This is a genomic window from Halomonas sp. KM007 (assembly GCF_050709225.1).
GTDB classification, from domain to species: domain Bacteria; phylum Pseudomonadota; class Gammaproteobacteria; order Pseudomonadales; family Halomonadaceae; genus Vreelandella; species Vreelandella hamiltonii.
Map to the genome: position 1 here is coordinate 763,037 of NZ_CP136131.1, position 16,125 is coordinate 779,161.

Sequence of the window (16,125 nt, forward strand, 5' to 3'; positions counted from 1 at the left end):
ACCCCGCACTCGCCGCGGGGTCACTGTTTTCAGGGATGGTTTTCCTTGTTCTCTTCTTCTACCGGCCACTGGTAGCGGCGAGTCACCCGCCCCTCGTCCAGCGACACCAGATGCACCGGAAACCCCCACAGCTGCTGAAGGTGACGAATCACCGGATACACGCTTCTGGCCAGCGGACGACGATGGTCCTGAACGTGATGCAGTATCAGGGAACGATCCCCCCGAATGGCGGCCTCCACCACTTGAATGTTGGGCTCGCGTACCGATAGCGCATACTGGGTCGATAGCGCTTCGCGCACCCGCCGATACCCCCGTTCGTCATGAATCGCCGCCACTTCCAACATTTCCGACTGGTCGTCGTCGACGATCATGAACAGCTTCAGGTCACGCATCACCTTGGGTGATAGAAACTGCTGAATGAACGACTCGTCCTTGAAGTTACGCATGGCGAACTCCAGCGTTTCCCGCCAGGGGCTGCCGGCAATGTCCGGAAACCATTCGCGATCTTCGGCAGTGGGGTCTTCGCAGATACGCTTGATATCCATGAACATCGCAAAGCCCAACGCATAGGGGTTCAGGCCGCTGTAGCAAGGGCTATCGAACCCCGGCTGATTGATGACCGCCGCGTGGGACTGCAGAAACTCCAGCATCAGCCCTTCGTCCACCTTGCCCTCGTCATAGAGCCGATTCATCAGGGTGTAGTGCCAGAAGCACGCCCACCCCTCGTTCATGACCTGGGTTTGCCGCTGTGGGTAAAAGTACTGGGCCAACTTACGCACGATACGCACGATTTCACGCTGCCAGGGGGCCAGCAGCGGCGCGTTCTTCTCGATGAAGTAGAGCAGGTTCTCCTGGGGCTCCGAGGGGTAGCGCCCGCCACTATGCAGCCCTAGCGGGTCATCGTCGCTGTGCAGCGCCCCGGGTAGCGGTACGGCACCCGTCGGCGGCTCGGGAATGGTACGCCAGAGCATGTTGACCTGGGTTTGCAGATAGGCCTCTCGCTCCTCCTGGCGCTTGGCCTCCTCCTCGGCCGACATGGGCGAAGGCCGCTTGTAACGGTCGACCCCGTAGTTTTGCAGGGCGTGGCAAGCGTCCAGCAGTTGCTCCACGGCGTGGGAGCCGTGTCGCTCTTCGCACTGGGCGATGTATTTTCGGGCGAACACGAGGTAATCGACGATGGATTCCGCATCGGTCCAGGTACGGAATAGGTAGTTGCCCTTGAAGAAGGAGTTATGGCCGTAGCAGGCGTGGGCAATCACCAGCACCTGCATCATCAACGTGTTCTCCTCCATCAGGTAAGCGATACAGGGGTTGGAGTTGATCACCAATTCGTAGGCCAGGCCCATCTGGCCCCGCTTGTAGGCCTGTTCCACGGCCAGAAACTGCTTGCCAAACGACCAATGATGGTAGCCCACCGGCATCCCCACGCTGGCGTAGGCATCCATCATCTGCTCGGTGGTGATCACTTCTATCTGATTGGGATAGGTATCCAGCCGATACTCGTCAGCCAGCCGCGCCAGCTCTTCGTCAAAGCGCTCCAGAATCCCGAAGTTCCAGTCGGAACCCGTCGCGATGGGGTTGCGGTCGACACTCATGGCCCACTCCTTAACGCGCGCTAGCGCTCCTGGCTCAAGCGGCGCTTGAACAACTCACGGAAGACGGGATAGATATCCCCGGCATTGACGATCTGGCGCATGGCAAAACGCTCGGGAAACTGGGCAGCCACGGTTTCATACTCATGCCACAGCGACTGATGATCATGGGGAGTGATCTCCACGTAGGCGTAATACTGCAGCTGCGGCATCAGCTGCTTGACCAGCAGGTCGCGGCAGATATTGGAGTCATCGTCCCAGTTGTCGCCGTCGGAGGCCTGGGCCACGTATAGATTCCACTGGCCCGCCGGGTAGCGCTTTTCGATGATCTTGTTCACCAGCGTCAGCGCGCTGGAGACGATGGTTCCGCCGGTTTCGCGGGAGTAGAAGAACTCCTCCTCGTTGACCTCCCGAGCGGCAGTATGGTGGCGCACGAACACCAGCTCGACCTTTTCGTAGTGCTTCTCCAGAAACAGGTAGAGCAGCAGGAAAAACCGCTTGGCGATATCCTTGTGGTTCTGGGTCATCGAGCCGGAAACGTCCATCACGCAAAACATCACTGCCTGGCTCGAGGGTTGTGGCTGGGCGGCGAGTTGGTGATAGCGCAGGTCGTAGGTATCGATGAACGGAATCGCCTCGATGCGCTTCTCCAGCCGCTCCACCTCGGCCTTGAGCTCCGCCACTCGGGCCGGGTTGCGCAGCACGGGGTCCTTGCGCTCTTCCGCCGCCAGCGCCTCTTCAGCCTCTTTCAAGGCCCGTTTGATGGGGGCGCGCATGGCAATGCGGCGGGCGTAGGCTTCGCGCATGGAGCGGGTAATGCTGATGCGCGAAGGCACGCCGTCACGGGCCAGCCCGGCCCGCACCATCTTGATCTCTTCCAGCGACTTCAAGGGCTTGCGCTGCAAGTGTGGCAGCTCCAGGCCGTCGAAGACGAATTCCAGAAACTCCTCGCGGCTGAGGGTGAAGGCAAACTCGTCGTTGCCCTCCCCCTGGTTGGACGCCCCGCCTTCTCCCGCGCCGCCACCGCCGCCCTGCCCACCGGGGCGACGAATCTTGTCCCCTTGCAGAAACTCCTTGTTGCCGGGAGAAACGATGGTGCGGGCGCCGCCGCTGCCGTGCTGGAACACCGGCTCGGAGATGTCTCGGGCAGGAATCGAGATTTTCTCGCCGCGCTCCATGTCGGTGATGGAGCGACGGTTCACGGCTTCCTCGACCGAACGCTTGATGTGCTTGCGGTAACGCTCCAGAAAGCGCTGCCGATTGACCGCGCTCTTGTGCTTGGCGTTAGGTCTGCGATCAATGAAGTAGGTCATTCGACCTCCTTGATACCTCAGGCGGGAGCGCTGAACATCCGCGCCCGCCCATCGTGAGGGTCACCCCTGCAACCGGCTGGTTACTGGGACTTGCGAACGCGCAGATACCACTCGGAAAGCAAACGCACCTGCTTTTCGGTATAGCCGCGGTCCACCATGCGCGCCACGAAATCCTCGTGTTTCTTCTGATCGGACCTGGATGCCTTGGCGTTGAACGAGATGACCGGCAAAAGCTCCTCGGTATTGGCAAACATCTTGTGCTCGATGACGCCCTTGAGCTTCTCATAGGACTGCCAGCTGGGGTTCATGCCGTTGTTCTGCGCCCGCGCCCGCAGCACGAAGTTGACCACTTCATGACGGAAGTCTTTCGGGTTGGAGATGCCTGCTGGCTTCTCGATCTTCTCAAGCTCTTCGTTCAGCGATTGGCGGTTGAGCAGCTCGCCGGTTTCGGGGTCGCGGTACTCCTGATCCTGAATCCAGAAGTCGGCATAGGTCACATAGCGGTCGAAAATGTTCTGACCGTACTCGCTGTAGGACTCGAGATAAGCGGTTTGAATCTCCTTGCCGATAAAGTCCACATAGCGCGGGGCCAGAAACTCTTTGATGAAGCCCAGATAGCGCTCGAACACCTCCGACGGCAGCTGCTCCCGCTCCAGCGCCTGCTCCAGCACGTACAGCAGATGGACCGGGTTAGCTGCCACTTCCTGGCTGTCGAAGTTGAACACCTTCGACAGAATCTTGAACGCAAAGCGGGTCGACAGCCCCTGCATGCCTTCATCGACGCCCGCTGCGTCGCGGTACTCCTGAATGGACTTGGCGCGGGGGTCGGTATCCTTGAGGTTGTCGCCGTCATAGACCCGCATCTTGGAGTAGATACTGGAGTTTTCAGGCACTTTCAGCCGGGACAGCACGGAGAACTGGGCCAGCATGCGCAGCGTATCCGGGGCGCAAGGCGCGGCGCTCAGGGACGAGTCTTCGAGCAGTTTCTGGTAGATCTTGATCTCTTCGGAGACGCGCAGGCAGTAAGGCACCTTGACGATGTACACACGGTCGAGGAACGCCTCGTTATTGCGGTTGTTGCGGAAGGCTTGCCATTCGGATTCGTTGGAGTGGGCCAGAATGACGCCATCGAAGGGGATCGCGCCCATGCCTTCGGTGGGGTTGTAGTTCCCCTCCTGGGTGGCGGTCAGCAGCGGATGCAGCACTTTGATGGGTGCCTTGAACATCTCCACGAACTCCATCAGGCCTTGGTTGGCGCGGCACAGCCCGCCCGAGAAGCTGTAGGCATCCGGGTCGTCCTGAGAGTAGAGCTCCAGCTGGCGGATATCCACCTTGCCCACCAGCGAGGAGATATCCTGGTTGTTCTCGTCACCGGGTTCGGTCTTGGAGATGGCGATCTGGTTCAAGCGCGACGGATAGAGCCGCACCACGCGGAATTGGGAGATATCCCCACCGTACTCCTTCAAACGCTTGGCGGCCCAAGGTGACATGACGCTGCGCAAGTAGCGGCTGGCAATACCGTACTCCTGCTCCAGCAGCTTGCCGTCCTCTTCCGGTGAAAACAGCCCCAGCGGGGATTCGTACACTGGCGAGCCCTTGATGGCGTAAAACGGGATACGTTCCATGAGCAGTTTCAGACGCTCGGCCAGCGACGATTTGCCGCCGCCCACCGGCCCCAGCAGATAGAGGATCTGCTTGCGCTCTTCCAGGCCCTGGGCCGCGTGGCGGAAGTAGGCCACGATCTGCTCGATGGCCTCTTCCATGCCATGAAATTCGGCAAACGCAGGGTAACGGCGAATCACCTTGTTGGAAAAGATACGTGACAGACGCGGGTCTTTCGCCGTGTCGATCACTTCAGGCTCGCCTATGGCTTCCAGCATGCGCTCGGCGGCGCTGGCATACACCTTGGGATCACGGCGGCACAGCGCCAGATACTCCTCCAGGCTCATGTCCTCTTGCTGAACGCGGGCAAAACGGTCTTGAACGTGATCAAAGATGCTCATGGAACTCTCCTGTGGCCCATCCCCGGCAGCCATCGCCTGACCCAAATTCCCAGGCCGCCTGCCGTGCGAAGTGTCGCTCTATCAGCGTAGTCAGCATTAGCAAAATGTGATGACTAAACCTTCAACGCAGCGCTGTTAACGATATGAGCACAGCAACAGGGGTTTAGTTGCGTGAAATGTTGTGGCAACTCCACAACGCAACGCGCCGCCTGAGAAGGCGGCGCTTGAGAGCTTAACGTCAGAGCAGTTTTTAGCGGCGGTATTGTTCAAGCACGAACGTCAAGCACCGCTTTCACATCTGCCAACAGCTGGTCCAACAATTCAACGGTAGTGTTCCAGGCGCAGACAAACCGTGCCCCGCCTGCACCAATAAAGGTGTAGAAGGTCCATCCTTTGGCTTTCAACGCTTCGATAGCGTGAGGAGGTAATTCAACGAACACACTGTTGGCTTCGGTGGGGAACATCAGCGAGACGCCAGGCAGCGCCTGCAACCCTTCCGACAAGTATCGGGCCATGGCGTTGGCGTGCTCGGCATTGGTCAACCAGGCGCCGCTTTCCAGCAGGCCCAGCCAGGGCGCCGAGACGTAGCGCATCTTGGAGGCGAGCTGGCCCGCCTGCTTGCAGCGGTAGGAAAAATCCTCCGCCAGCTCGCGGTTGAAGAACAGGATGGCTTCGCCAAACGCCAGACCGTTTTTGGTGCCCGAGAAACACAGTGCATCGACGCCCACTTGCCAGGTCAACTCTGCGGGTGAGGCGTTCAAGCTGGCACAAGCATTGGCAAAGCGTGCACCGTCCATGTGCAGCCGAAGGTCATGCTTATCTGCCATGGCGCGAATGGCCAGCAGCTCTTCGCGGGAGTAAACGGTGCCGACTTCGGTGGCTTGGGTGAGCGATACCACCTTCGGTTTCGGGTAGTGGATATCGCTGCGCTTGGTCACTAGCGCTTCAATCCCTTGCGGCGTGAGTTTGCCGTTCGCTCCCGGCGAGGTCAGCAGCTTGGCACCGTTGGAGAAGAACTCCGGCCCACCGCACTCATCGGTTTCAATATGCGCCAGCTCATGGCAAATCACGCTGTGGTAGCTGCGCCCCATCGCGGAGAGCGCCAGTGAGTTGGCTGCAGTGCCGTTGAACACGAAAAATACGTCACAATCGTAGTCGAACATTTCACGAAAACGGTCGGCGGCGCGGGCGGTCCAGCGGTCGTTGCCGTAGGCTAAATCATCGGCCTGATTGGCTTCGAGTAAGTACTGCATCGCCTCCGGGCAGATACCGGAGGTGTTGTCACTGGCTAAAAATCGTGGGGTACACTCCGAGAGCATGACGATAATCCTTTTGTCTGACGGTCGTGCGGCGCAGGCTGGGTGCCACCCGCGCCTTAAATCCCTAACGTGGCTTAGTAGTTAGGGTGATCCATCAGTCTATCGCCATTTTAGCGTGAACGTCACGCCCCCACGCGAGTTACAGCGAGGCCGCCAGCCGGGTGCCTTGATCAATAGCGCGCTTGGCATCCAATTCGGCCGCTTCATCTGCGCCGCCAATCACATGCACGCGGCTACCCGCTTGGGCCAGCGGCGAAATCAAGTCGCGTACCGACTCTTGGCCTGCGCACACCACAATGGTGTCCACCTCGACCACCTGCTCTTGCCCTTCGCGGCGGATGTGTAAGCCCGCATCGTCGATGCGCACATACTCGCAGCCGGCCAGTGTTTCTACGCCACGCTGCTTTAACGAGGCACGATGCACCCAACCCGTGGTTTTACCCAGGTTTTTGCCTGGCTTAGAGCTTTTTCGCTGCAGCATCACAATGCTGCGCGGTGAACGTGGCGGCTGCGGCGCTTTTAAGCCGCCCCGTTCGCCCACTGCTAAATCCACGCCCCACTCATCGCACCATGCGGCCACCTCCATGGTGGGGTGCCCCTCGTGGGAAAGCAGCTCCGAAACATCAAAACCAATGCCGCCTGCCCCAATCACCGCCACGCGCTTGCCTACTCGTTCAGGCTGCTCAATGGCGTCTGCATAGCTCAGCACGCTGGGGTGGTCGGCCCCAGGTAACGCCAGTTCACGGGGCACCACCCCCGTGGCAATCACGATTTCGTCAAAATCTGCCAGGGCGCCTACAGTGGCTTCGGTGTTTAAGCGCACGTCCACCGCGTGCTTTTCGAGCATGACGCGGAAGTAGCGCAGAGTTTCGTTAAACTCTTCTTTACCGGGGATTTTGCGAGCGTAGTTAAACTGCCCACCCAACTCGCTGCGCCGCTCAAAGAGCACCACGGCATGCCCACGACTGGCCGCCGCTACTGCTGTGGCAAGCCCCGCTGGGCCGCCGCCTACCACCGCTACCCGCTTAGGTGTTTGCGCAGGCGCCAGGGTGATCTCGGTTTCGTGGCAGGCACGGGGGTTGACCAAGCAGGAAGTCAGCTTGCCCATAAAGGTGTGATCCAAGCAGGCCTGGTTACAGGCGATGCAGGTATTGATCTCCTTCGCCAAGCCCGCCTCGGCTTTACGCACCCACTCGGGGTCAGCCAAAAACGGACGCGCCATCGACACCATATCCGCATGGCCCTCGGCCAGTACGCGCTCGGCCACCTCCGGCATATTGATACGGTTGGTGGTAATCAGCGGAATCGACAGCGCCGCGCGAATGCGGCGGGTGACTTCGGTAAACGCGGCCCGGGGCACGCTGGTCACGATGGTCGGCACCCGTGCCTCGTGCCAGCCAATGCCGGTATTGATGACGTTCGCGCCAGCGGCTTCAATGGCCTGGCCCAGTTGTACGACCTCTTCCCAGGAGCTGCCCTCTTCCACCAGATCAATCATCGACAGGCGGAAGATCAGCAGGAAGCGCTCGCCAACCGCTTGGCGAATACGCTTGACGATCTCGACAGGGAAACGCATACGCCGCTCAAAATCGCCGCCCCAGTCGTCGTCACGCTGGTTGGTGCGGCGGCAAATAAACTGGTTGATCAAATAGCCTTCCGAGCCCATGACCTCTACGCCGTCGTAGCCCGCCTGCTGGGCGAGCGTAGCGCAGCGAACATAGTCGGCAATCTGCTGCTCTACCTCTTCACTGGAGAGCGCTCGGGGGATGAACGGGTTGATGGGGGCTTGCAGCGCCGAGGGGGCCACCAGCTCTGGTGAGTAAGCGTAGCGCCCGGCGTGCAAAATTTGCATGCATAGGTGCCCACCGGCAGCATGTACCGCGTCGACAACATGGCGATGCTCCGCCACTTGAGACTCCTCTGTCAGCGCGTTGGCACCTTGAAATACCGCCCCTTCGGCATTGGGCGCAATGCCACCCGTCACAATCAGGCTTACCCCTGCACGCGCGCGCTCTGCATAGAACGCTGCCAAGCGCTCAAAGCCATTCGGCGCTTCTTCTAAATTGGTGTGCATGGACCCCATCAATACGCGGTTAGGCAGCGTTAAATGTCCCACGGTTAATGGACGAAATAGGTGCGGATAAGCTGGCGCTTGGTGCATCACGGTGCTCCTTCACTGTTATTAGTACGGCGGGCAATCAATGGCTTGCCACTCACATTCAAACAAGCGTATGACATAGCGCTGGCTACGTACAGACTTTTACCACGCAACTGTATCGCCTTTTTATCCAGACGATAGTCGCTATATCGACTACTTCCCCCCTTGCCCCTGGCGGCAAAGCGCGTCACATTAACCGGCTAACGATAAGGGATTGTTTTAAGGGAATGCGCTATGCCATTGATCTACTTCTTGCCCCCACTGGCCACCGTACTGATATGGTCCGGCAATATGACCATCAACCAGTTGACGGTCGGCGCCATCGCGCCCAGCAGTATCGCCTTTTTACGCTGGCTGCTGGCGCTGGTGGTCATGACCCCTTTCGTGCTGCCTGCGGTATTGCGTCACCGCGACGAGATTCGCCGCAACTGGCTGAAGCTGGCGCTGCTTGGGCTGCTGGGCATGGGCCTGTGGCAGGGGCTTGCCTACGTGGCAGCCGAAACCACCACCGCCACCAATATGGGCATTCTGGCGGCCATGGTGCCCCTGCTGACGGTACTGCTCAGCGCGCTGATTCTGCGTGAGCCCCCCACGATGGGCGGCGTGGCAGGCGGCGTGCTGGCCTTCATTGGCGTGACGGTACTGCTGGGGCGTGGCAACCCGCTGTCGTTGCTGCAACTGCAGGTGGCCCAGGGCGACGCGCTGATGGTGGTGGCAGCCACCTGCTATGCGCTGTATGGCGTCATGCTGAAACGCTGGGCCATGAACCTTCCGCCCTGGGTGATGCTTTACGCCCAGGTCTGCTTTGCCGTCCTGTTCCTGCTGCCCTCGTACCTGTTGGGCCCCATGACCCCAGTGGATAGCAGCAACGTCTGGCTGATCCTCTACGCGGGCATTCCGGCCTCGGTGATCACTACCTTCCTGTGGATGCGGGCCGTCCGTCAGATCGGGGCCAACCAGTCGAGTATTTTCATCAACCTGATGCCCTTGTTCAGCGCCCTGATTGCCATGGCGTTTTTGGGTGAGCGGGTAGCGGGCTTCCACTTCATTGGCGGGCTGCTGATCCTGGCAGGCGTGATCATGGCGCAGACCTTGACCCGCCCTCTGGTCAGCCGCGTGGCGGCCAGTAAAACGAGCAGCGCCCAGCAATGATACAATAAGCTAACTTCATTCGCTGAATGGGAACCCCTGACCTATGTCCCTGGAAGACCTGCACCTCAATCTGCGTAACCTCACCAGCGACGACTACGATCAGTTGAAGTCGCTGATGGACGCGGTGTATCACGACATTGGTGGCGCTTGGCCCAAGCACACCATCGATAAGCTGATCCAAGAATTTCCTGATGGTCAGATTGCTATCGAGGACGATGGCGTGCTGGTCGGCGTGGCGCTCACCGTGCAGGTGGATTATGACGAGTTCTCCAACCCGCACAAATACGACGATTTGATCGGCCATCGTGAAATCATCCTGAACGATCCGGAAGGCGATGCCATGTACGGGCTGGATGTACTGATCCACCCAGACTATCGCGGCTACCGCCTGGGCCGCCGCCTATACGAAGCGCGTAAAGAGCTGTGCCGTTCGCTCAACCTGCGCGCCATTCTCGCGGGCGGGAGGATTCCCGAGTATCACCAGCACGCCAGCGAGCTAACCCCGGCCCAGTACATCGACAAAGTCTCCCGCAAGGAGATTTACGACCCGATTCTGTCGTTCCAGCTTGCCAACGACTTCCAGGTCAAACGTCTGTTACGCAAGTACCTGCCGGAAGACGAGCAGTCCCGAGGCTACGCCACGCTGTTGGAGTGGAACAATATTCTGTTCGAGCCCGCTGAAAACGTGCTAGACACTCGCCCCACTCAGGTACGCGTGGGCGCGGTGCAGTGGCAAATGCGTGAGTTCGCCTCCGTGGAGGCTGCGCTGCAGCAAATCGAGTATTTCGTCGATGCGTTGTCGGATTATCAGAGCGACTTTGCCGTTTTCCCGGAGCTGTTCACCACGCCACTCATGGGCCTGCAGGATCGCGCCGCGCAGAAAGACCAGACCGCTGCCATCCGCTTTTTGGCGGGCTTCACCGACCGTTTCAAGAGCGAGCTGTCGCGGATGGCGGTGTCCTACAACATCAACATCGTCGGTGGTTCGATGATCGAGGTGGGTGAGGATGACCGTCTTTATAACGTGGCTTACCTGTTCCATCGGGACGGCGAGGTGGAGAAACAGTCCAAGCTGCATATCACCCCGCAGGAGCGGCGCGACTGGGTGATCGAAGGCGGCGACGATCTGCAGGTGTTCGATACCGATGCAGGCCGTGTCGGCATCCTGATCTGCTACGACGTGGAATTCCCGGAACTGGGCCGCCTGCTGGCCGACCAGGACATGGACATTCTGTTCGTGCCGTTCTGGGTCGACACCAAAAATGGCTACCTGCGTGTGCGACACTGCGCTCAGGCGCGGGCTATCGAGAACGAGTGCTACGTGGTCATCTGCGGAAGCGTCGGCAACCTGCCGTCCATCGAGAACCTGGATATCCAGTATGCCCAGTCGGCGGTATTCACCCCCTCCGACTTTGCCTTCCCCCATGACGCAGTGCTGGCCGAAACCACGCCCAACACCGAGATGATCATCTTCTCGGACCTGGACTTGACCCGCCTGACCGTAGTGCGTGCAGAAGGCTCGGTCACCAACCTCAAGGACCGCCGCAAGGATCTCTTCGACCTGCGCTGGCGGGACTGGTCGCTGAAGTCCGGCAGTAGGCAAGAAGACTAACGCTCAACCTGCGACCCACTACGCATAAGTACGCCAACGCCGCCCACCGGGCGGCGTTTTGTCATTCACAAATCGCTATTCACAGCTTTCTATTCACACCTCCCTATTAACCACTCACCCAAGAGCTACTCATCCGGCCAAACAAGGTGGCTCGGCACGCGGCCTTTGGCATCGAACGCGACGCCCTCGGCACGCAGCTTTTCGTGCTGGCGTGCCGCGCCGCCGTGGTCAGCCAGTTTGAGTGACGCGGAAATGACACGATGCCAGGGTAGCTGATGCCCCTCGGGCAGGTGACGCATGGCCGACCCCACCATGCGCGCCGTTGCTCCTTCGGTCATCTTGGCAATGCGGCCATAGGTCGTCACCCGCCCCGCCGGAATTTGATCGACAATAGTGTAAATCTGTTCGAGCAGTTCCGGGCGCGGCATGACAACCTCGTTTGGCTTATGGCGTTGGTTTAGAGCGCTTCGACAAGCTGATCAATGGCTTGGAAGGCTTCTTTCATCGCGGCATCGCGGTGAGCGTCGCCCATGTTCAAACCTTCAGCAAACACCACTTCCACATCGCGAATGCCCATCAGGCCCAACATGGTTTTCAGGTGCGGCGTTTGGCTATCGAACTCGGTGCCCGCGTATTGACCGCCACGAGCGGCCAGAATGATAGCTCGCTTGCCTTCGATCAGCCCCTGGGGGCCGTTTTCGGTGTAGCGGAAGGTTTCACCGGCGCGCAGCACGCGGTCAAACCACGCTTTCAGCTGTGACGGAATGCCCAGGTTGTACATCGGCACCGCCAGTACCAGCACGTCGTTAGCGCGCAGCTCTGCCAGCAGCTCATCAGAGTGAGCGGCAAGCGCCTGCTGTTCAACGGTACGCTCTTCAGCGGGGGTCTGCCAAGCGCCTAACTCTTCAATGGCGAGGTGCGGAAGCGCGTTGGCGACCACATCGCGGTGGGTAACGGCGACGCCATCGCGTGCAGCGGCTTGCTGTTGAAAATGAGTCGCCAGCGCATTGGACTGGCCGTTGTCGCCGAGAATAGAAGAGGTCACTAAAAGGGCACGAGTGGTCATGAAAAATCCTTAAAAATCAGGGGGAAGGTTAGGCGCTATTCTACGGCGCTTTTGGCTAAGCAAAAGCGCAACGTTTTCCGAGTTTCATTCGACAAAATCGAATTATCCGCCCCACGAAAAAGCCCCGCCCCACGCTGCAGTTTGGCAACGTCGAGCGGGGCGTTTAGCACTTTTAACCCGCGTCTTTTACTTCTGCTTGGGCCACGCCTTGGGGTCGACCTTTTTGGCCAGTTTCGGGAACTGGCTGGGATCGAAGACCGGCTCTTTACCCGCTTTGAGCTGGGTGTCGTAATCTTTGAACAGCGCAAAGGCAATGGGCGATAGCAGCAGAATCGCCACCAGGTTAATGATCGCCATCATACCCATGGAGAGATCCGCAAAATTCCAGATAGCTCCCAGGCTGGCCACGGAGCCCACCATGATCATGCCCAGCACGGCAAAGCGGTAAATCATCACCGCCAGCGGCGCACGGCGGCCCGCCAGGTACTCGATGTTGGATTCGCCGTAGGAGTAGTTAGCAATCACCGAGGTGAAGGCAAACAGCAGGATGGCAATGGCGATAAACATGCCGCCCCAGTCTCCTACGTGGCTGGACAGCGCCGTCTGGGTTAGCTGAATGCCGTTATTCTCTTCACCCGCTAGCAGCTCAGGGCCCGCCATGATGATGATGGCCGCCGTCGCGGTACAGATCACTAGAGTATCCAGAAAAACGCCCAGCATTTGAATGAAGCCCTGGGCCGCCGGGTGATCCGGGCGGGTGCTAGCAGTTGCTGCCGCGTTAGGCGCAGAGCCCATGCCCGCTTCGTTAGAGAACAAGCCGCGCTGAATACCGTTCATAATCGCTTGGGAAATGGCATAGCCCATCGCACCGCCGGCCGCCTGCTCAATACCAAAAGCGCTCTGCACGATTGTCATGATGGCAGCGGGCAGGTCGCTAATATTCAGCGCCACCACGACCAGCGCCAAGATCAGGTACAGCAGTGCCATCAGCGGCACCACTAACTCGGCCACTTTCGCAATCGACTTCAAGCCGCCGAAAATAATCGGCGCAACGATGGCCATCAAGACTAACCCCATGGCCCAGGTGGGAATGGCGAATGCCTGCTCCATGGCCTGGGCGATGGAGTTGGCCTGTACGCTGTTAAACGCCAACCCAAACGCAATAATCAGGCAGATAGAAAACAGTACCGCCAGCCAGCGCAGCCCCAAGCCGCGTTCGATGTAGCGCGCCGGGCCACCGCGAAAGGTGTTATCGCCATGGTCAGTTTTGTAGGCCTGAGCCAGCGTGGACTCCACAAAGCTGGTCGCCATGCCCACCATGGCGGTCATCCACATCCAGAAAATCGCGCCGGGGCCGCCGAAGTAGATCGCCACCGCAACGCCCGCTAGGTTACCCGTGCCCACCCGCGCGGCGAGACTGGTAGAGAGCGCCTGGAACGAGGAAATACCGCCGTTGGACTGCCGGGAGCCGCGCAGCAGCTTGAACATATGTCCGAAATAACGAATTTGAATAGCACGGGTCATGACCGTGAAATAGAGGCCAGCACCGATGAGCAGGTAAATCAGCACACTGCCCCATAACAGCCCATTACCGCGGTCCACCATCGCGGTCAACAGGGGAGGAAGAGTAAAATCCATACCAAACACACCTTTTTTAAAACAAAGAAGGCGCATCATTCTTCACGGTTGCACCAAAATGGCAAGAAAATTGGTGCATTTACTCATTATCAGCAAAAAAACCAATTAAACGGAAGTGGCTAACCAATCCCACACCTCCCCAGCTTCTTCGCTTACCTGCCGCTTACTGGGCCGCACCAGCCAGAAGCGCTCATCGCTGGGCACCTCTACGTTAAACGGCGCCACTAAATCCTGTCGTTGATCCAGCAAACGGCGATGGGTTAACGCCACACCGCCCCCCTGGCTGGCTAATGCCAAGGTCATCACTTGGTTATCGCAGGTAAGCGACAGACACTCGGCCTCCAAATGGGCGATACCCGCCGCCTGCAGCCAGCCGGGCCAACCTACGCCAAAACCTACCGCGTGCAGCAGCGTATGCCCTGCTAGGTCGCTGGGTTTGGTTAACTCACGGGCCAACGCCGGAGTACATACTGGCAGCAGTTGCTCGTCGCCCAGCGGCAGCATCTCTAGTCCACTCCACTCGCCACGGCCATAGCGGATTTCAATGTCCGCCCCTTCCGGGCCAAAGTCGTCAGGCCAGATCGCACTCACCAAACGCAGTAATAGATGGGGCTTTTGCTGATGCAGCGCCACCAGCCGTGGTGCTAGCCAGGATTGCTGAATGACCGGCGTTGCGCGCAGCGTCACTGGTTTCTCACTAGTCATCCCAAATACTTCCGTGGTGCCCTCGCTAATGCGGGAAAACGCATCATGAATGCTGGGCAGCCACGCCTGCCCGGCAGGCGTCAGGGTCAGGCTTCGCGCGTGGCGCACGAATAGTTTTTGGCCTAAACGATCTTCCAGCAGCCGAATACGCTGGCTGATGGCGGCCTGGGTCACACCTAACTCGTGGCCCGCCGCAGTAAAGCTCAACGTTCGGGCGGCCGACTCAAAGGCTTGTAGCCATAACAGCGGTGGTAATTGGATCATGAAAAAGCTACCTATAAATAAAACAAAGTCTTTGGGGCCAGATTAATCGTTTGTCACTGCACAGAGGACTCCGCATCCTATATAGAAGCATTCAACAACATGTCATCAACCCACAGCGAGGCCCCTTATGACCAGCGCACTAGCAGCGACGGAAAAGCGTTCAGCCCCTCAAATGAGTGAACTCACGCCTTATGAACACGGCCCGGCACTCAGCGATGCCACGCTCACCGACAGCAGCCTTGCGCTGACCTGGGAAGACGGTACGCGAACAGCACTGCCCCTGCTATGGCTCCGCGACCACTGCGCCTGCGCCGAGTGTCGCCATCCGCAAACCCGCGAGCGTCTCTACCTACCGCTAGACAATATCGAACAGCCACCTAGCGTTACCTTGGCAGATGGGCACCTCTATTTACAGTGGCAGGATGGGCATGTGAGCGCTTTTCATAGCGGCTGGCTGTACCAGCGCCGCCCTGAGGCGACGCGCTTTTCTGCACTGCCCGCCCCGCAGCCGTGGCGTGACGACTTCTTCCCCGAAGGCGTTCGCCATGCCGACTTTCTGACCCCAGAAGGCGAGAAAACCTGGCTGACCGCCCTGCTACGAGACGGCTTAGCGCTGGTCACCGACGCACCGCTGGTGGAAGAGGAAGTCAGCCGCCTTGCCGAGCGCATTGGCCCGCAACGCGCCACCAACTTCGGCGGGCGCTTTAATGTTCGCTCCAAGCCCAACCCCAACAACGCGGCCTATACCGCTGTCGGGCTACCGCTGCATATCGACCTGCCCAACTGGCAGCAGCCGCCGGATATTCAACTGCTCTACTGCCTGCAAAACGACGCCAGCGGTGGCGAGTCGCTGTTTGCTGACGGTGCCCGGGTGATCAATGCCCTACGCGAACAGGACCCGGAAGCGCTCGTTATTCTTAGTGAGACACCCATCGATTTTCGCTTTCAGGACGACACCCACGATATCGCCATCAAAGCCCCAGTGATCACCCTAGATAGCCAAGGCGAGCTGGTGGAGATACGCCTCAATAACTGGATACGCGACACCCTTCATCTACCCGCCGAAAAAATGGCGGCCTGGTACCGCGCTTATAAAGTGCTGTGGCAGCTCTTCCACAGCGACGCCCACCAGCTGGAGTTCACCTTAAAACCGGGCCAGATGGTGGCGTTCGATAACCGTCGCGTGCTTCACGGCCGCCGGGAGTTCGATCCCAATAGCGGTGCTCGCCATCTTCAGGGCACCTATCTAGACCGCGATATGCTGGCTTCGCGCCTGCGTGTTCTCGCCCGTACTACCGCGTAA

General features: G+C 59.2%; 12 protein-coding genes. 3 read left to right on the top strand and 9 right to left on the bottom strand.

Annotation, left to right across the window (positions count from 1 at the left end):
* Positions 1–29: 29 nt before the first annotated feature.
* The 5 genes from RVM27_RS03580 to RVM27_RS03600 form a co-directional block, all read right to left on the bottom strand.
* Positions 30–1,595: a SpoVR family protein gene (locus RVM27_RS03580; protein ID WP_498957372.1), complete on the bottom strand. Its 1,566-nt coding sequence runs from the start codon at positions 1,593–1,595 to the stop codon at positions 30–32.
* A gap of 20 nt (positions 1,596–1,615) precedes the next feature.
* Positions 1,616–2,905, bottom strand: a complete 1,290-nt coding sequence (locus tag RVM27_RS03585; RefSeq protein ID WP_039181974.1) for a YeaH/YhbH family protein — start codon at positions 2,903–2,905, stop codon at positions 1,616–1,618.
* 80 nt (positions 2,906–2,985) lie between these two features.
* A complete protein-coding gene (locus RVM27_RS03590; RefSeq protein ID WP_498957373.1) occupies positions 2,986–4,908 on the bottom strand; it encodes a PrkA family serine protein kinase in 1,923 nt (640 codons plus the stop codon).
* Positions 4,909–5,174: 266 nt separating this feature from the next.
* A complete protein-coding gene (locus RVM27_RS03595; RefSeq protein WP_498940662.1) occupies positions 5,175–6,227 on the bottom strand; it encodes a threonine aldolase family protein in 1,053 nt (350 codons plus the stop codon).
* A gap of 139 nt (positions 6,228–6,366) precedes the next feature.
* A complete protein-coding gene (locus tag RVM27_RS03600; protein ID WP_287808334.1) occupies positions 6,367–8,388 on the bottom strand; it encodes an FAD-dependent oxidoreductase in 2,022 nt (673 codons plus the stop codon).
* Between the two features lie 231 nt (positions 8,389–8,619).
* Between RVM27_RS03600 and RVM27_RS03605 the strand changes: the two genes are divergently transcribed.
* Entirely contained in the window at positions 8,620–9,537 is a 918-nt protein-coding gene (locus tag RVM27_RS03605) for a DMT family transporter (RefSeq protein ID WP_287808335.1), read from the top strand.
* Positions 9,538–9,580: 43 nt separating this feature from the next.
* Positions 9,581–11,149, top strand: coding sequence for a GNAT family N-acetyltransferase (locus RVM27_RS03610; protein ID WP_498957374.1), 1,569 nt, complete (start codon positions 9,581–9,583; stop codon positions 11,147–11,149).
* Positions 11,150–11,274: 125 nt separating this feature from the next.
* Here the strand turns inward: RVM27_RS03610 and RVM27_RS03615 are convergent, their stop codons facing one another.
* The 4 genes from RVM27_RS03615 to RVM27_RS03630 form a co-directional block, all read right to left on the bottom strand.
* Complete coding sequence (locus RVM27_RS03615; RefSeq protein WP_058577101.1) at positions 11,275–11,577, bottom strand: MGMT family protein; 303 nt, start codon at positions 11,575–11,577, stop codon at positions 11,275–11,277.
* A 29-nt stretch (positions 11,578–11,606) separates the two neighbouring features.
* The gene (locus RVM27_RS03620) at positions 11,607–12,215 is read right to left on the bottom strand and encodes an FMN-dependent NADH-azoreductase (RefSeq protein WP_498957375.1); all 609 of its coding nucleotides are present in this window, start codon (positions 12,213–12,215) and stop codon (positions 11,607–11,609) included.
* Positions 12,216–12,401: 186 nt separating this feature from the next.
* Positions 12,402–13,853, bottom strand: coding sequence for an alanine/glycine:cation symporter family protein (locus tag RVM27_RS03625; protein WP_498957376.1), 1,452 nt, complete (start codon positions 13,851–13,853; stop codon positions 12,402–12,404).
* 105 nt (positions 13,854–13,958) lie between these two features.
* Positions 13,959–14,822, bottom strand: coding sequence for a LysR family transcriptional regulator (locus RVM27_RS03630; protein ID WP_498957377.1), 864 nt, complete (start codon positions 14,820–14,822; stop codon positions 13,959–13,961).
* 127 nt (positions 14,823–14,949) lie between these two features.
* On the opposite strand from RVM27_RS03630, the gene RVM27_RS03635 reads away from it, so the two are divergent.
* Entirely contained in the window at positions 14,950–16,125 is a 1,176-nt protein-coding gene (locus RVM27_RS03635) for a Fe(II)-2OG oxygenase family protein (protein ID WP_498957378.1), read from the top strand.